The sequence below is a fragment of the Pseudomonas sp. GW821-FHT01E05 genome, from assembly GCF_059422425.1.
This window is the reverse complement of the sequence record NZ_JBWKWW010000006.1, coordinates 71,441-87,210: the sequence shown is the minus strand read 5'-3', so window position 1 is coordinate 87,210 and position 15,770 is coordinate 71,441. Positions and strand designations below refer to the sequence as shown.

The 15,770-nt window shown below is 59.7% G+C and carries 16 protein-coding genes; 11 read left to right on the top strand and 5 right to left on the bottom strand.

Annotated features, from left to right (window positions below; all coding sequences use genetic code 11):
- Positions 1-254 precede the first annotated feature (254 nt).
- Positions 255-1,271 carry an AraC family transcriptional regulator gene (locus AC07W5_RS14675; RefSeq protein WP_494991358.1) on the bottom strand — a complete coding sequence of 339 codons (1,017 nt, stop codon included), beginning with the start codon at positions 1,269-1,271 and terminating at the stop codon, positions 255-257.
- A 201-nt stretch (positions 1,272-1,472) separates the two neighbouring features.
- Between AC07W5_RS14675 and efeU the strand changes: the two genes are divergently transcribed.
- Genes efeU through efeO (AC07W5_RS14655) form a run of 4 tightly spaced genes read left to right on the top strand, consistent with a single transcriptional unit; the run spans position 1,473 to position 5,700 of the window.
- Entirely contained in the window at positions 1,473-2,318 is an 846-nt protein-coding gene (efeU, locus tag AC07W5_RS14670) for an iron uptake transporter permease EfeU (protein WP_495023678.1), read from the top strand.
- Positions 2,319-2,326: 8 nt separating this feature from the next.
- Positions 2,327-3,526: an iron uptake system protein EfeO gene (gene efeO, locus AC07W5_RS14665; RefSeq protein ID WP_495023677.1), complete on the top strand. Its 1,200-nt coding sequence runs from the start codon at positions 2,327-2,329 to the stop codon at positions 3,524-3,526.
- Positions 3,527-3,542: 16 nt separating this feature from the next.
- A complete protein-coding gene (gene efeB / locus AC07W5_RS14660; RefSeq protein WP_494991355.1) occupies positions 3,543-4,841 on the top strand; it encodes an iron uptake transporter deferrochelatase/peroxidase subunit in 1,299 nt (432 codons plus the stop codon).
- Between the two features lie 34 nt (positions 4,842-4,875).
- The gene (gene efeO, locus AC07W5_RS14655) at positions 4,876-5,700 is read left to right on the top strand and encodes an iron uptake system protein EfeO (protein ID WP_495023676.1); all 825 of its coding nucleotides are present in this window, start codon (positions 4,876-4,878) and stop codon (positions 5,698-5,700) included.
- Positions 5,701-5,986: 286 nt separating this feature from the next.
- Here efeO (AC07W5_RS14655) and pssA read toward each other — a convergent pair whose 3' ends face one another.
- On the bottom strand, positions 5,987-7,330 hold the full coding sequence (pssA, locus tag AC07W5_RS14650; protein WP_494991353.1) for a CDP-diacylglycerol--serine O-phosphatidyltransferase: 1,344 nt from the start codon (positions 7,328-7,330) through the stop codon (positions 5,987-5,989).
- Between the two features lie 379 nt (positions 7,331-7,709).
- Here pssA and AC07W5_RS14645 point away from each other — a divergent pair, with 379 nt between their 5' ends.
- The 3 genes from AC07W5_RS14645 (at position 7,710) to AC07W5_RS14635 (ending at position 9,865) form a co-directional block, all read left to right on the top strand.
- Positions 7,710-8,273, top strand: a complete 564-nt coding sequence (locus AC07W5_RS14645; protein ID WP_495023675.1) for a TetR/AcrR family transcriptional regulator — start codon at positions 7,710-7,712, stop codon at positions 8,271-8,273.
- Positions 8,274-8,328: 55 nt separating this feature from the next.
- On the top strand, positions 8,329-8,808 hold the full coding sequence (locus tag AC07W5_RS14640) for a nuclear transport factor 2 family protein (RefSeq protein ID WP_495023674.1): 480 nt from the start codon (positions 8,329-8,331) through the stop codon (positions 8,806-8,808).
- Between the two features lie 277 nt (positions 8,809-9,085).
- Positions 9,086-9,865, top strand: a complete 780-nt coding sequence (locus AC07W5_RS14635; RefSeq protein ID WP_495023673.1) for a TSUP family transporter — start codon at positions 9,086-9,088, stop codon at positions 9,863-9,865.
- Here AC07W5_RS14635 and nudC read toward each other — a convergent pair.
- On the bottom strand, positions 9,833-10,663 hold the full coding sequence (gene nudC, locus AC07W5_RS14630) for an NAD(+) diphosphatase (protein ID WP_494991349.1): 831 nt from the start codon (positions 10,661-10,663) through the stop codon (positions 9,833-9,835). The genes AC07W5_RS14635 and nudC overlap by 33 nt on opposite strands.
- Positions 10,664-10,669: 6 nt before the next feature.
- Positions 10,670-11,482 (bottom strand): crotonase/enoyl-CoA hydratase family protein, encoded by an 813-nt coding sequence (locus AC07W5_RS14625; protein WP_495013135.1) that lies wholly within the window; start codon positions 11,480-11,482, stop codon positions 10,670-10,672.
- Positions 11,483-11,730: 248 nt separating this feature from the next.
- On the opposite strand from AC07W5_RS14625, the gene AC07W5_RS14620 reads away from it, so the two are divergent.
- The 4 genes from AC07W5_RS14620 to pncA all read left to right on the top strand — a co-directional run bounded on the left by AC07W5_RS14620 (position 11,731) and on the right by pncA (position 14,333).
- The gene (locus AC07W5_RS14620) at positions 11,731-12,273 is read left to right on the top strand and encodes a tetratricopeptide repeat protein (protein WP_495023672.1); all 543 of its coding nucleotides are present in this window, start codon (positions 11,731-11,733) and stop codon (positions 12,271-12,273) included.
- Between the two features lie 62 nt (positions 12,274-12,335).
- On the top strand, positions 12,336-12,833 hold the full coding sequence (locus AC07W5_RS14615) for an RNA polymerase sigma factor (RefSeq protein WP_495023828.1): 498 nt from the start codon (positions 12,336-12,338) through the stop codon (positions 12,831-12,833).
- Positions 12,830-13,606, top strand: coding sequence for an anti-sigma factor family protein (locus AC07W5_RS14610; RefSeq protein ID WP_495023671.1), 777 nt, complete (start codon positions 12,830-12,832; stop codon positions 13,604-13,606). Before AC07W5_RS14615 ends, AC07W5_RS14610 begins: the two co-directional genes overlap by 4 nt.
- Before the next feature lie 49 nt (positions 13,607-13,655).
- Positions 13,656-14,333 carry a bifunctional nicotinamidase/pyrazinamidase gene (gene pncA, locus AC07W5_RS14605; RefSeq protein WP_494991345.1) on the top strand — a complete coding sequence of 226 codons (678 nt, stop codon included), beginning with the start codon at positions 13,656-13,658 and terminating at the stop codon, positions 14,331-14,333.
- A gap of 134 nt (positions 14,334-14,467) precedes the next feature.
- On the opposite strand, the gene AC07W5_RS14600 is transcribed toward pncA, so the two are convergent.
- Positions 14,468-15,769, bottom strand: a complete 1,302-nt coding sequence (locus tag AC07W5_RS14600; RefSeq protein ID WP_494991344.1) for an ATP-binding protein — start codon at positions 15,767-15,769, stop codon at positions 14,468-14,470.
- Between the last annotated feature and the right edge of the window lies 1 nt (position 15,770).

Below are 15,770 nucleotides of genomic sequence, written 5' to 3'. Positions count from 1 at the left end.
GACGCTCCGCGTCCGCTTTGGCAGTGACGCGGAGCGTCACGGACTGCATTCCCACGCGGGAGCGTGGGAACGATCAAATGCCCGGGATTGGACCCTGACCACTTGCGAAACGCTTTTGGATCGTTCCCACGCTCTGCGTGGGAATGCCTCACTGGACGCTCCGCGTCCGCTTTGGCAGTGACGCGGAGCGTCACGGGCTGCATTCCCACGCGGGAGCGTGGGAACGATCAAGGTCTAAGGCCAAGTGCTGCGTCCTACCCCGCCTCGTTCAAAATCAAACTCCGGTAATGCCCGGGATTGGACCCTGACCACTTGCGAAACGCTTTGTAGAACGAGCTGGCATCGGCAAATCCCAGCCGCGTGGCGATTTCGGCGAAGCTGATCTGCGGTTCGGCCAGCCAGAGTATCGCCAGCTCCTTGCGCACGCTGTCCTTGAGTCCTTGATAGGTCTGGCCCTCTTCGGCCAGACGGCGGCGCAAGGTTGAAGCCGACATGCACAGACGTTGCGCCAGGCTATCGGTTTCCGGCCAGTGTTCGGCGGGCAAGTGCCGCAGATCGTTCTTGATCCGGCTGGCCAGGCTTTCCGGGTCGCGATACTTGACCAGGATATTGGCTGGTGCATGGGCCAGAAAACGCTTGAGTTCATCGCTGCTGCGCTTGATTGGCAGATCGAGGCAATCCGCCGAAAAAATCATCCGGGTCCGCGGTCGGTCAAAACGCAGGTTCTCGGAAAACATCACCTTATAGTCGTCGCAAAAGTCTGGCTCCGGGCAACGCAGCTCAATGGCGAGAATCGGAATGCGCCGCCCGGCCAGCCAGCAGGCAACGCCGTGGACAATCATCCAGTAGGTGAAATAGGTAAATGCTCGCCGCGGTTCCTTATCGTCTTCGAGCAGGACGATTTCCGCCAGGCTCTGCTGATGAACAAGCTGTGCCGGCAAGCGTTCGAGCATCAAGGAAAGAAACTCCAGCCCCGACGCCAGGCTCGTCGCAAGCGTCGGTTGCGCCATGCTGGAACGACACAGAAACGCCAGGCTACCGGACCTCAGCTGGCGCGGATCCATACCAAAGAACTCATCGTCCAGGCGCCGGGCCAACAAGCGCCACAGCCGTGCATAGGCGGTGGCCGGTACGCGGGCGTCAGCGACCTCCAGCAGCATCGGATCGATCCCGACCTTGTGCAATACCTCATGCGTGGCGGTACCGGGCGCGCAACTCTGCAGCAGCGCTTCGCGCACGAGCTGGATGGAAATGGTGTCTTTTTCCGACATTGACGATTGCACTGCCCTGCGCAAATGAATGGGGCGGCCATCTTAACGTAGGCGCTGGCGCAGCCTGCGATCTTTTCGGCGCACCACAGAACCTTCTTTCGTTCAGCATCCGTTCAGGTAAATACCAATCAACCACATTTAGCAATGAGTATCATTATGTTACAAATTAGCCCCCATTAATCATTCTCAACACGGTGCTGAATGCTGGTTCCTTTTTTGATCATGCTGCGCGAAGGCATTGAAGCGGCGTTAATCGTTGGCATCATCGCCAGTTACCTCAAGCAAACCGGTCGTGATCAGTGGATGCCCGCCATGTGGATCGGTGTGTTCCTCGCCGCAGCACTGGCTTTTCTGGTCGGTGGCGGGCTGGAACTGGTCAGTGCCGAATTCCCGCAAAAACAGCAGGAACTCTTCGAAGGCGTGGTCGGCCTGATGGCCGTGGCCATTCTGAGTTCCATGGTCTTCTGGATGCGTAAGGTCGCACGCTCGATCAAGCATTCCCTTCACGCCTCCCTCGATCAGGCGCTGACCGGTTCCAGGCATCAGATCACGGCGCTGATCGTCATGGTGTTTTTCGCCGTCGCCCGGGAAGGCCTGGAAACGGTGTTTTTCCTGCTTGCAGTGTTCCAGCAAAGCGAAGGTCCGGCCGCACCGATCGGCGCCCTGCTCGGCTTGATCCTGTCGATTGTCGTGGGCTTTTTGATCTACACCGGCAGCATGCGACTGAACCTCGGGGCGTTCTTCCGATGGACCGGACTGTTCATACTGGTGGTCGCCGCCGGGATCCTCGCCAGTTCGGTGCGTGCCCTGCATGAAGCGGGCCTGTGGAATCACCTGCAAACCGTGCTCTTCGATTTCAGCGCAACCTTGCCAATGGATGGCCCGCTGGGCTCGGTGCTGGCCGGCATGTTCGGTTACCAGGACGCACCAACCATCAGCACCTTGGGTGTCTACCTGATTTATCTGGTGGTGACACTGGTGCTGTTCTTCGTTCCGGCGGCGCCCCGACCTGCGCCAGGCCAACCCTCTTCCGTTTCCGCTCAGTAAGGGCCTCCATGTCAAACCAAGCCTCTGCACAGGCCTCGCCACCCCGCGCCTTGCGCTGGGCAGTGGCCGGTTCAGTGATCGTGATGATCGCCGCCGGTGGGCTGTTCTATTACGCGTCGAAAATGGCCGCCGCCAAGCGCCAGTCCAGCCACGACGAAATCACCGTCACCATCGCTCCCCACAGCTGCGAGCCGAATGTCCTGACCCTGCCTGCCGGACACGCCAGTTTTCGTATTCTCAATCGCTCGGATCGTGCCGTGGAATGGGAAATCCTCGACGGCGTGCTGGTGGTCGAAGAACGCGAAAACATCGCCCCGGGTCTGAGCCAGGTGATCAACGCCAATTTGCGGCCAGGCGATTACGCGATCACCTGTGGCCTGCTGAGCAACCCGCGCGGCACGCTGCACGTGACCCCGACCGCCGAGTCCGAAGCCAGCGCCAAGGCGCGTCCATCGATGGTGGCGTTTATCGGCCCGCTGTCGGAGTTCCGGGTTTACTTGAGCCGCCAAAGCAGCGCATTGATCACCGCCGTCACAGCCCTTGAACAAGCGATAGCAGCCGGTGACCTGAGTCAGGCTCAAGCGCTGTATGTGCCGGCCAGCGCCGCTTACCAGCGCATTGCACCGGCCGCTCAGCGCCTGGCCGAGCTCGATCGGGCGATCAACGCTCGCGCTGACTACTTCGAGAAACGCGAGCAAGACACCGGCTTCGTCGGCTTGCACCGCATCGAATACGCACTGTTCCAACAACGCTCTGTCGATAACCTCATGCCCGTTGCCCAGCGCTTGCTCAGCGATGTCACCCGGCTCAAGCAACAGCTGATGGCGCAATCGCTGCCACCTGAGCAACTGGTGAATATCGTTACCCGGAGCATGCGCAGCATTGCCGAGGTGCGCGGCAGCAGCGGTGAAGAAGAACGCTACAGCCATAGCGACCTCAACGGTTTCGCCGCCAACCTGGAAGCGACGCGCAAAGTCGTCGACCTGTTGCGGCCGTTGCTGGCCAAGTCCGCCGCCGGGCTGCTGACACAGATCGACAGCGCCACCACCGCACTCGATGCCCAGTTCAATGATTTGCGCATGACAAACGGTTACAGCACCTACGACAGCGTCGGTGCCGATCAGCGCGTGCGACTTGCCAACAAGGCCAAGGCTCTGGCCGATGTACTCGATGGAATCGATCCCGCCCTTGGCCTTTCCGGCCTGTAGTAGAAGACCAACACACATGAACGACTCAAATCATTTCTCCGCCCAGCGTCGCCGCGTTTTGCTCGGCATGGGCGCCGCTGGCGTGGCGTTGGCCGGCAGCACGTTGAGCTGCCCGGCCATGGCCGCCAGCCCGGCGCAAGTCACCGAAGCACCGAGCAGTGAGAAAACTCACGATCGGCACGATTTTCATGGCAAACATCAGACCGGCATCGTCACCCCGCGCCCATCTTGCGGCATGCTGGTGTCCTTCGATGTGCTCGCCAGCGACCGCAAGGACCTGGAGCGCTTGTTCCGCACCCTCAACGAACGCATTGCATTCCTGATGAGCGGCGGTCCGGTGTCGCAGGTCGACCCGAAGCTGCCGCCAGTAGACTCCGGAATCCTCGGGCCAGTGGTCACCCCGGACAACCTGACCATCACCGTGTCGGTCGGCGAATCGCTGTTCGACGAGCGTTTCGGCCTGAGCGGGGCCAAACCCAAGCGCCTGATCCGCATGGTCGGTTTCCCCAACGACGCCCTTGATCCCGATAGCTGCCACGGCGACTTGAGCCTGCAGTTCTGCGCCAACACTGCCGACACTAATATCCACGCCCTGCGCGACATCGTGAAAAACCTCCCGGACCTGCTGCTGGTGCGCTGGAAACAGGAAGGCAGCGTGCCGCCACAAGCCCCTGTACGCCCCGGTGAACCTGCGCAAAGTGCGCGCAACTTCCTCGGTTTCCGTGACGGCTCGGCCAACCCCGATTCCAACGACAGCAAGAGCATGGACCAGATCGTCTGGGTCCAGCCCGGCAGCGATGAACCGGCCTGGGCGGCCAACGGTAGCTATCAGGCGGTGCGGATCATCCGCAACTTCGTCGAGCGTTGGGACCGCACGCCGCTGCAAGAGCAGGAAAGCATCATCGGCCGGGTCAAAACCAGCGGTGCACCGATGGATGGCCAGAAGGAAACCCAGGTCCCGGATTACGCCAAAGACCCCCACGGCAAACTGACCAAAATGGATGCGCACATCCGCCTGGCCAACCCGCGCACCGCAGCGACTCAGGCCAGCCTGATCCTGCGCCGGCCCTTCAACTACTCCAACGGCGTGAGCAAGAACGGTCAGTTGAACATGGGTTTGTTGTTCATCTGCTACCAGGCCGACCTGGAGAAAGGCTTTATCACCGTGCAGACCCGGCTCAATGGCGAGCCCCTGGAGGAATACCTCAAGCCGGTGGGCGGCGGTTATTTCTTCACGCTGCCTGGCGTGACCGGCGACAAAGACTTCATCGGTCGTTCGCTGCTTGACGCAACACACCCCAAAACCACGGCTTAACCCCTAAACACAATAACCTTCTCGGAAAAGTCCCATGAAAAAGACGCCTCTTGCTTTGTTGCTGACCCTTGGCCTGCTCCACACTCCTCTCTCGGCTTTCGCTGCAACCGCGCCGCTGGAGCTGGTAGGACCGATCTCGGATTACAAAATCTATGTCACTGAACAGCTCGACGAAATGGCCAGCCACACCCAGCAGTTCACCGACGCGCTGAAAAAAGGCGACCTGGCCACCGCCAAAAAGCTCTACGCGCCGACCCGGGTTTACTACGAGTCGATCGAGCCGATTGCCGCACTGTTCAATGACCTCGATGCGTCCATCGATTCGCGTGTCAACGACCACGAAAAAGGCGTCAAGGCCGAGGACTTCACCGGTTTTCACCGTATTGAATACTCGCTGTTCTCCGAGAACAGCACCCAAGGTCTCGGTGAACTGGCCGACGGCCTGAACAAAGACGTCAAAGAACTGCAGACCCGCGTGGCCGGCCTGACCTTCCCGCCAGAGAAAGTGGTGGGTGGTGCCGCCTCGCTGCTCGAAGAAGTCGCTGCGACCAAGATCGCCGGCGAAGAGGACCGTTACAGCCACACCGACCTGTATGACTTCCAGGGCAACATCGATGGTGCGAAGAAAATCGTCGAGCTGTTCCGTCCGCAGCTGGAGAAACAGGACAAAGCCTTCATCGCCAAAGTCGACAAAAACTTCGCCAGCGTGAACACGATTCTGGCCAAGTACAAAACGGCTGATGGTGGTTTCGAGACTTACGACAAGGTCAAGGAAAACGACCGCAAAGCGCTGGTCGGGCCGGTTAACACCCTGGCAGAAGATCTGTCGACGTTGCGTGGCAAGCTGGGGCTCAATTAAGAGCAATTGCTTCAGCGTCGCCTGAACCGACGCCTCGCGGGCAAGCCTCGCTCCTACAGGTGTTGTGCGTTTCCTGTTCATGGATCGTTCCCACGCTCCCGCGTGGGAATGCAGCCCGTGACGCTGCGCGTCACATCCAGAGCGATTGCTACGCGGCCACGGAGGAGTTCCCACGCATAGCGTGGGAACGATCAGTTGCCCCCCCTGCGTATATCTCCCTATTCATGCGCTAATAATGTTGATCGCCTGTTGGCCTGCCGCCAGACAAAGGGTTCCCGGCCAAGCCTTACAGAATGCGGTAGAGCAAGCGCTCGATCCGCACCCGACTGACCCGACGCAAAAACTTTCCGACCGCTGGCGGGTAGTCCGGCAGGGTATCAAGCTGCTGAAAGTGTTCGATGCGACTGGTGTTGCGAAAAATCTCCGCCAGTTCAGTCTGACGCGGCTCCATCAGCTCGTTTTTCGGGTCATCGATCAGCAAGGCGTTTTCCAGATCCAGGCGGAACGCTCGCGGGTTGAGATTGTTGCCGGTCAGCAAGGTGTAACGCTGATCGATCCACATGCCCTTGAGGTGGTAGGTGTTGTCGCCGTCGCGCCATAGATGCAGGTTCAACTGACCGCTGTCGATCACCGGCTGATGGCGTTTGGCGAAACGTCGCAGGCTGATTTCGTAGAGATACGGCAGCGCCGCAATCACCTTGAACGGCTCACTCGGCGGAATGTAGAAGTCGTTGGCGGTCTTGTCGCCAACGATGATGTCGATTTTCACCCCGCGTGCCAGCGCCCGGTTGATTTCTCGGGTCACGGCCAGCGGCAGGTTGAAATACGGCGTACAGATCGTCAGTTGCCGGTGAGCGTTGGCGATCAACTCACAGATCACCCGGCTCAAGGGGTTGTTCTTGCCGACCCCGAGCAGCGGGCTGACCGACAAACCGCCCTTGTTGACGCTACCGAAAGTGGTGTCGTAAGCGGCGTGCTTCAGACGGCTGCGCAGATCACCAATGTCATTGCGCAGGCTGCGGGTACTCGGCAGATTCGGCAGGTCCAGGCGGTGAACCGCTCTGGAGGCGATCAGGCCGTGCTCGATCAGGTGCTGCATGGAGTTGGCCAACGCGCCACACTGCAGCAAGTGGTAACGATCAAAACGGTACTTGTCGAACTTGTGCAGGTAGACGTTATTCAGACTGGCGCCACTGTAGATCACACAGTCATCGATCACGAAGCCCTTGAGGTGCAACACACCGAACAGCTCGCGGGTCTGCACAGGCACACCGTACACCGGCACTTGGCTGGCATGAGCGCGGGTCTGGGCCTGATACCAGGCCGAATTGCCCGGCTGCTTGCCAGCACCGATCAAACCGCGCTGAGCGCGTAACCAGTCGACCACAACCACCACCTCAAGCGTGGGCCGAGCGGTTTTGGCAGCGTGCAAGGCATCGAGGATTTCCTGGCCGGCTTCATCCTGCTGCAGGTACAGCGCCACGATATAAATGCGCTGCGTAGCCTGGGCGATTTTCTCCAGCAGACAGCGGCGAAACTCTGCGGCGCCAGAGAGGATGGTGACGGCATCTGCAGTCAGCGGAAAACTGCGCAGTTTTGGCAGCAGGGAGCGTTTGAAAAGCGACGGCATAAGGCTCGCAAGAGGTCGAATCCAAAGAGCGGATGAGCTTACACCATTTGATCGTTCCCACGCTCTGCGTGGGAATGCCTCATTGGACGCTCCGCGTCCGCCGTTAATGTGACGCAGAGCGTCAAAGGCTGCATTCCCACGCGGGAGCGTGGGAACGATCATCGCTGATAAAATAACCTATTGACCAAGAAGAACGATCGCTCTTCTACTTTGATCGTTCCCACGCTCTGCGTGGGAATGCCTCATTGGACGCTCCGCGTCCGCCGTTAATGTGACGCAGAGCGTCAAAGGCTGCATTCCCGCGCGGGAGCGTGGGAACGATCATCGCTGATAAAATAACCTATTGACCAAGAAGAACGATCGTTCTACTGTTGGCCGCATGAACGAAATCACTAGTAACGAAACGCGCGACATCATTCTGGATGTCACCGAAAAGCTGATCTACAAAAGTGGCATTGCTGCCACCGGCATGGATCTTCTGGTGAAAACCGCCGGTGTCTCCAGAAAGAGCATTTATCGCTACTTTGCGAACAAGGACGAGCTCACCGTCGCCGCCTTGCAGCGCCGTGATGAACGCTGGATGCACTGGTTCCGGACCGAGGTCGACAAGGCCCCGACCCCGGAGGCGCGCCTGCTCAATGTGTTCACCGTACTCAAGGGCTGGTTTGCCAGCGAAGGCTTTCGCGGCTGCGCGTTCATCAACACCAGCGGCGAAACCGGCGACCCGCAGAACCCGGTGCGCCTGGTGGCCAGAGAACATAAACAGAAGCTGCTCGACTACCTGTGCAAGCTCTGTAGAGAACATGGCGTGCAAGACCCGCAGGAGCAGGCCAGACAGCTGCTTATCCTGATCGATGGCGCCATTACCGTTGCTCTTGTCATGGGCGATCAGAGTGCCGCCGATAATGCGCAATGCATGGCGCGAAAGTTATTGGACCTGTGATTGTTTTAAACAAGACAGCACCTGCTTGAACTTTATCTTTCTCTGGAGACTTTAAATGTCATCTAACGCTGAAGTTCGTCCGCCACTTCCACCTTTCACTCGTGAGTCGGCCATCGAAAAGATTCGCCTGGCCGAAGACGGCTGGAACTCCCGAGATCCACAACGGGTGTCCCTGGCGTATACCCTGGACACTAAATGGCGTAACCGCGCCGAGTTCGCCAGCAACCGTGAAGAAGCCAAAGGCTTCCTGACCCGCAAATGGGCCAGGGAGCTCGACTACAGGCTGATCAAGGAGCTCTGGGCCTTTACCGATAACCGCATTGCCGTGCGTTACGCCTATGAATGGCACGACGACTCCGGCAACTGGTATCGCTCCTATGGCAATGAAAACTGGGAGTTCGACGAACACGGGCTGATGTCCAACCGGCACGCCTGCATCAACGACATGCCGATCAAGGAAAGCGACCGCAAGTTCCACTGGCCACTGGGGCGTCGCCCGGATGAGCATCCGGGGTTGTCTGATTTGGGGCTGTAAGCAGCCACTTCCTGTGGCTTACCTGCCCCCTTGTAGGAGCGAGCTTGCTCGCGATGGACGTTAACGATAACGCGTGCTTTCTGAATGAACGCGTCGCCCTTGAGTCCATCGCGAGCAATCGAGCGTCGACCGGCTGCTCCTACATGGTCCGCGCACGACCTGTGAGTGCGGACTTTGCCCGCGAATGCTCTACGACGGTCGCTGGAAGTGAAACATAGGGGTAAGATACCGGCCTTTCGCGCAGCCTCTTCTGCGCCCCGCCGAATAAGTCGATCCCATGCCTTTCGAACTCAGCGTAGACCTCGTCACCCTCGCCATCCTTGTCCTTGTTGCCTTCATCGCCGGTTTTATCGATGCCATCGCCGGCGGTGGCGGCTTGCTCACCACCCCGGCTTTGCTCACTGCCGGTTTGCCGCCGCACCTGGTGCTGGGCACCAACAAGCTCAGTTCCACCTTCGGCTCGGCCACCGCCAGTTTCACGTTCTACCGGCGCAAACTGTTCCACCCGCGCCAGTGGATGCACGCGGTTGTCGGAACGTTGGTGGGGGCCTTGACTGGCGCAATTGTTGCGCACTACATGCCGGCCGAGTGGCTGAACAAGATGCTGCCGGTGATCGTCTTCGCCTGTGGTGTGTACCTGCTGTTTGGCGGCACGCCGAAAGCGCCGCTGGACGGCGACGCGCCGATCAAAAAGAAGTGGCAGTCGACCCAAGGCTTCGGCCTGGGTTTCTACGACGGCGTGGCCGGCCCCGGCACTGGTGCGTTCTGGACTGTCAGCAGCCTGCTGCTGTACCCCATCGACCTGGTCAAAGCCAGTGGCGTGGCGCGCAGCATGAACTTCGTCAGCAACATCGCGGCGCTGTCAGTTTTCCTGTTTTCCGGTCAGGTGGACTGGATCATCGGCCTGAGCATGGGCATCTCGGTAATGGTTGGGGCGTTCTTCGGCGCGCGCACCGCCATCAGCGGCGGTGCGAAGTTCATTCGCCCGGTGTTCATCACCGTGGTGCTGGGCTTGACCGTGCGCCTAGCCTGGCAACACTGGTTCAGCATGGCCTAAACGGCGCGCCACGTAGAGATCGATAAGGTAGCGGGCAATCGAGCGTGACGCCGGCAACGGCGGCAGCGCGTGAATGTTGAACCACTGCGCATCTTCGATCTCGTCTTCCTGCGGCACGATTTCACCGCCGGCGTACTCGGCATGGAAACCGAGCATCATCGAGTGCGGGAACGGCCAGCACTGGCTACCGACGTACTGGATGTTCTTGACCTCGATCTGCACCTCTTCGCGCACTTCACGAATCAGGCAATCCTCGGCCGACTCCCCAGGCTCGGCGAACCCGGCCAGAGTGCTGTAGACCCCGGGGACAAAGCGTGGCGAGCGGGCCAGCAACACCTCATCGCCGCGGGTGATCAGCACGATCATGCTCGGTGAAATCCGCGGGTAATGCCGCAGGTCGCATGGCTCGCAGTACATCGCCCGCTCGCGTGGAAGTTGCTGCATCGCCTGACCGCAGTTGCCACAAAAGCGATGTTCGCGTGCCCAGGTGCCAATTTGCGCGGCATAACCCAGCACTTTGTAGACGGTGTGATCCCCCTCGAGCATGAACGCCCGCAGACCTTGCCAGCGGCAACCCGGCACCTCGGAGGCGCTTTTGAGCTCCAGCAGGTAAACCGGTTCGCCGTCCAGATGGCCAATGCCATGTTCTGCCAGAATCGACAGCTCCTGACGTTTCAGCCATTCGCGCGGGAACAGCGCGCCGTTGTCATCGAACAAAAACCCGTCGCTGCTGCGGGCCACGGCCCAGCCGCCGGGAACGTCGGTATCGAGTACTGCGGTGGTCCAGCGTAAAGTCATTTTTTATCAATCCAGAAATTCGGGTTTCTGCTTGCTCATTTGCGCGGCCATGGCCAAGCGTAGATCAGCGGATTGCAGCATGGCGGCGTTCCAGGTCGCGATGTACTCCAGTCCGTCGTTGATGCTGTGATCGCGCATGTAACTGATCATCTCTTTGGTCCCGGCAATCGCAATCGGCGACTTGGCGGCAATTTCCCGGGCGATGCCCATCACGCCGTCGAGCAGGCTGACCGCATCAGGGTAGCTGCGGTTGACCAGGCCAATGCTACGCGCTTCTTCGGCACCGATGGTACGTCCCGTGTAAGCCAGCTCACGAAGCATGCCGTCACCAATGATTCGCGGCAACCGTTGCAAAGTGCCAACATCGGCAGCCATGCCCATGTCGATTTCCTTGATCGAGAACTGCGCGTCTTCGGCAGCGTAACGCATATCGCAAGCCGCGATCAGATCGATGGCACCGCCCAGGCAATAGCCCTGAATCGCTGCCAGCACCGGTTTGCGGCAGTTGTCGACGGCATTGAAAGAGGCTTGCAGTTGCAGGATCTTGCGCCGCAGCAGTCGCGCGTTACGGCCGACGTCCTTGCCCAGTTCGTTGGCCACCGAAGCCAGCATCATCAGGTCGATACCGGACGAAAAGTGCTTGCCCGCGCCGCTGAGCACCACCACCCGGACTTCATCAGTGTCATCGATCCACTGGAAAATCTCGATGATCTCGGTCCAGAACAGCGCATTCATCGAGTTGATCTTTTCCGGACGATTTATCTGCACATGGGCGATGTTGTCCGCCAGTTCGACGCGAAAGGCTTGGTATTCGGACATGACAGTAATCCTTACCGGGGCTGGAAAATGAGGGCCAGACTATAACAAGCCATCGCGGTTGGCAGTAAGGCAGCGCATCGGCCAAATGCGGGACTCTCGGGCCTGTATGGCCCCCTGTAGCAGCAGGCTTCGCCAGCTGCTACGGGGATATGCACCGATATTCAGGCAGGCATGAATAATTAACCACCGTCAGGTGTTCTCTCTGTAGGTTCTTCAATACCTGTATCCCACCGATCGGAGCATCGCTGATGAACACCCGCCCCGCTATTTTCACCACCCCGCTGCTGCTCGCCGGTTGTCTGGCAGCGGCGTTATCCAGCTCCCTGGTAATGGCCCATGGCGATGAATCCGCCCCGGCCAAACCCAACTGCCCGAAAGGCAAGGTCTGGGACACTCGCAGCAAAGGTTGTGTGGACCAGCAAAGTAGCCTGACCCCGGATGCAGACCGCACCGATTATGCGTTCCGTCTGGCCAGGGACGGTCGCTATGAAGAAGCCCTCGCCCTGCTCGACACCCTCAAACAGCCGAACACCGCCAAAGCCCTGAACTACCGCGGCTACGCCACGCGCAAACTGGGGCGTACCGACGAAGGCATTGGCTACTATTTGCAATCGGTCAAACTCGATCCGCACTATGCGCAAGTGCGTGAATACCTCGGCGAGGCCTATGTGATCAAAGGCCGGCTGGATCTGGCGCAAGAGCAGTTGCAGAGCATCAAGTCGATTTGCAGCACCACCTGCGAGGAATACAAGGACCTGGCCGAAGCCATCGCCGACTCGTCGAAAACCTGAAAAACCTTCCAACAACAATAACGGAGGCCGCTATCGCCGGCGATCAGACAATACGAGCAGAGCTGGGCCAGCATCTGGCGCGTTTATGGCGTTATGGCCTGGTGTTGTCTCGGCAACGGCACGTGGCTGAAGACCTGGTGCAGGCCACCTGTTTGCGGGCGCTGGAACGTGCCGGGCAGTTTGTGCCGGGCACGCGCATGGATCGTTGGTTGCTGAGCATCCTGCATTCGATCTGGCTCAACGAGGTCCGCGCGCTGCGGGTGCGCCAGGGTCTGGGGTTCGTCGAAGCGGACAGCGTCTTGTCGTTCGATGGTGAACACGCAGCGCAGACCCACGTGCTGGCCGCACAAGTGATCAAACGCGTCGATGCCTTGCCTGAGGCGCAGCGCGAAACGGTGTTTCTGGCCTATGTCGAGGGTCTGTCTTACCGGGAAGTCGCCGAGGTCCTCGCGGTCCCCATCGGCACCGTCATGAGCCGTCTGGCTGCCGCTCGTTTGAAGCTGGCCGAGCATCCGCCCCTGCACTCAGTGCCCACCACCTCGACAGGAGAACGGCGATGACTGACCAGCGCTCGCAACAAGGACCATCGGATGAACTGCTGGTGGCCTACCTCGACGGTCAGCTGAGTGCCGAGGACCGGGACCGGGTCGATTTTGCACTGTCTAATGACGAAACCCTGGAACAGCGTCTTGAGTGGCTGTCGCGCAGTGATCTGCCCTTCCAGAGCGTCTATGCGGATTTACTCGATCAGGCGCCCCGGGACCGGCTGGCCGCAATACTCAACATCTTGCCGTCGCCGGCGACCAGCGCTGCGTTGAGCCGACGCCATTTCATCGCGGTTGCGGCAGGTTTTCTGGTTGCAGGCATCGCGGCCGATCGGCTGTTTCTCGGATCCACGCCCAAGGTTGAAACCAACTGGCGTGGATTGGTGGCTGACTACATGGCTCTCTACACCCCGCAAACCCTGGACAACCTCCCCGACGACGAAGCGTCTCAACGCGCACAGTTAAAAACCATCGACCAGCGCCTGGGACTGGCACTGGAACCGGCACAACTGGTGCTACCGCGACCTGTACTCAAACGCGCGCAGTTACTCCAATACGATGGTGTGCCGATTGCCCAGATCACATACCTGGACCCGATCCACGGTCCGTTGGCGCTGTGCATCACCCGCTCAAAAAACGCCACTCGCCCTCCCGCGCAAGAGCAACGGCGCGGGATGAATATCGTCTACTGGTCCGAAACCGATCACGCCTACATGGTCATCGGCCATAACCCGACAGCGGAGCTTGAGGCCATGGCGCAGCTATTTAGAAGCCGATTCAGCGCTTGATCACAGTTGGCACTATGCTTGGCATCTTACTTCCAGGGAGGATCCCGGCATGACAACCACCACGGTTCAATGGAAATCACTCGGTACACCCCGCAATCGCAGCGTGCTGTTGGTCATCGACGTGCAGAACGACTTTATTCCCGGCGGCCAACTGGCGGTGCCCGAAGGGGATGTGATTGTTGCGCTGATCAATCGCATTGCCAGCCACTTCAAACAAGTGGTCATCGCTCAGGACTGGCACCCGGCCGGACATGCCTCGTTCGCCTCCAGCCACCCGGGGTGCAAGCCTTACGACAGTGTTCAGCTGCCTTACGGTGCGCAAACGCTCTGGCCTGATCACTGCCTGCAAGCCAGCCACGGTGCAGAGCTTCACGCCGACTTGAATCTGCCCCACGCGCAACTGATCATCCGCAAAGGCTGCAACCCTGACATCGACAGCTATTCGGCCTTTGTCGAAGCCGATCGCACAACCACCACCGGACTGGCCGGTTATCTGAAAGCGCGCGGGATCGACACGGTCTATATGGTCGGACTGGCGCTGGATTTTTGTGTGATGTATTCGGCACTCGATGCGCGAGCGGCCGGGTTCAACGCCTTTGTAGTGGTGGATGCCTGCAGAGCGATTGACAGGGACGGCTCACTGGCCGCTGCCACGCAACGGATGCAAACGGCGGGCGTGCGGTTGATCACCGCAAACGATGTGGAGAGTGCGACGGCGTTTTTGTGAGAGATCCTGGGGTCAAGGTTTTGATCGTTCCCACGCGCAGCAAAGGAATGCCGCCCTGGACGCAGAGCGTCCCTGGATGCGTTACCACGCGGAGCGTGGGAACGATCAGTAACCCGGCACTGGATTAAGGTTGTTCACTCCAGCACCGGCAACCACAACCTGAATCGCGCCCCGCCCAGCGGTGAAGTCTCGGCCGTTAGGGTGCCGCCCTGGGCTTCCAGCGCCCGGCGGCTGATGGCCAGGCCCAGGCCAAAGCCTCCGGTGGCGCGGTCGCGGCTGCGGTCCAGTCGATAGAAGGGTTCAAAGATCCGTTCGCGCTCGCCGTCGGGAATGCCGATGCCGTCGTCGTCGACCCAGATTTTGCAGCCTTTGGGGCACACCTCAACCCCCACCTGAATTCGCCGCTCGCAATAGCGCATGGCATTGCGCAACAAATTCTGGATCGCCCGAGCGGTCAACCGCGGGTCGAGGGTAAAGCGCTCAAGCATGCCATGCAGCAGGACATCGATCACGATGTCCGGGGACTCCTGCTCCTCATCGACGCTACCCAGAATGCTGTCGATGAATTCATCGAGGGACACCTCCACCTGTTCAGGCACCTGCGCCGGATTTTGCAGGCGGCTGTAGGACAGCAGCTCCAGCACCAGCTCATCCAGCTCGCGGATATGCGCTACCAACCCCTGCAAGCGCTCGCGGCTGGCCGCCGGTAAGTCGTCGGAAAGCGCCAGCGCCAGGCCAAAGTCGAGCCGGGTCAGCGGCGTGCGCAGTTCATGGGACACAGCGTTGAGCAGATCGCGTTGCTGGTTGAGCAGGTTTTCAATATCACCGGCCATGGTGTCGAACACATTGGCCAGGCTACCGATATTGGAGCTGGCCAGGATTTGCGTGCGCTCGCTCAAATGGCCCTTGCCGAAGCGCTCGGCGGTGCCACTCAAACGTTCCAGATCACGCCAGTGCGCACGTAGCCAGAACAGCAGGCAGGCCAGCAACGCTGCGACGATCAGCACGTTCATGCTCCAGTACAGCAAGTTGACGTCCAATGGGTCCGGCGGAACGATCAGCTTGACCACCCTCTGCTCATCCAGTGGCGCTACGGTCAACGTGCGCCAGCCCCAATCGCCCAGACGGACCACTTTCTCGCCACGCTGCAAACGCTCGGTTTCGTAGGCGCTGAAGTCCGGGTCGTCGTTGCGCACCAACGCCACCTGCAACGGCCGGAACTGCTGATCCATTTCGGTTGCCAACGCCTGCCATTGCTCGGCCGGCACTGCGTGAAACTGTTTGACGATCAGGTTTTGCAGACCGCGGGACTGGTCCAGGTTGTAGTTCACAAAGCGCTCATGGAAAACCTTGATCACCAGGTCCGGGATCAGGTAAATCGCCGCGCTGAAGGTGACGATGGTGATCAGGTACAACCGAATCAGCGTTCTCAGCATC

What these genes read in the sequence shown, in the direction of transcription:
- AC07W5_RS14675 (WP_494991358.1), bottom strand. Translation starts at nt 1,271, where the DNA reads ATGTCGGAAAAAGACACCATTTCCATCCAGCTCGTGCGCGAAGCGCTG.
- efeU (WP_495023678.1), top strand. Translation starts at nt 1,473, where the DNA reads ATGCTGGTTCCTTTTTTGATCATGCTGCGCGAAGGCATTGAAGCGGCG.
- efeO (WP_495023677.1), top strand. Translation starts at nt 2,327, where the DNA reads ATGTCAAACCAAGCCTCTGCACAGGCCTCGCCACCCCGCGCCTTGCGC.
- efeB (WP_494991355.1), top strand. Translation starts at nt 3,543, where the DNA reads ATGAACGACTCAAATCATTTCTCCGCCCAGCGTCGCCGCGTTTTGCTC.
- efeO (WP_495023676.1), top strand. Translation starts at nt 4,876, where the DNA reads ATGAAAAAGACGCCTCTTGCTTTGTTGCTGACCCTTGGCCTGCTCCAC.
- pssA (WP_494991353.1), bottom strand. Translation starts at nt 7,330, where the DNA reads ATGCCGTCGCTTTTCAAACGCTCCCTGCTGCCAAAACTGCGCAGTTTT.
- AC07W5_RS14645 (WP_495023675.1), top strand. Translation starts at nt 7,710, where the DNA reads ATGAACGAAATCACTAGTAACGAAACGCGCGACATCATTCTGGATGTC.
- AC07W5_RS14640 (WP_495023674.1), top strand. Translation starts at nt 8,329, where the DNA reads ATGTCATCTAACGCTGAAGTTCGTCCGCCACTTCCACCTTTCACTCGT.
- AC07W5_RS14635 (WP_495023673.1), top strand. Translation starts at nt 9,086, where the DNA reads ATGCCTTTCGAACTCAGCGTAGACCTCGTCACCCTCGCCATCCTTGTC.
- nudC (WP_494991349.1), bottom strand. Translation starts at nt 10,663, where the DNA reads ATGACTTTACGCTGGACCACCGCAGTACTCGATACCGACGTTCCCGGC.
- AC07W5_RS14625 (WP_495013135.1), bottom strand. Translation starts at nt 11,482, where the DNA reads ATGTCCGAATACCAAGCCTTTCGCGTCGAACTGGCGGACAACATCGCC.
- AC07W5_RS14620 (WP_495023672.1), top strand. Translation starts at nt 11,731, where the DNA reads ATGAACACCCGCCCCGCTATTTTCACCACCCCGCTGCTGCTCGCCGGT.
- AC07W5_RS14610 (WP_495023671.1), top strand. Translation starts at nt 12,830, where the DNA reads ATGACTGACCAGCGCTCGCAACAAGGACCATCGGATGAACTGCTGGTG.
- pncA (WP_494991345.1), top strand. Translation starts at nt 13,656, where the DNA reads ATGACAACCACCACGGTTCAATGGAAATCACTCGGTACACCCCGCAAT.
- AC07W5_RS14600 (WP_494991344.1), bottom strand. Translation starts at nt 15,769, where the DNA reads ATGCTGAGAACGCTGATTCGGTTGTACCTGATCACCATCGTCACCTTC.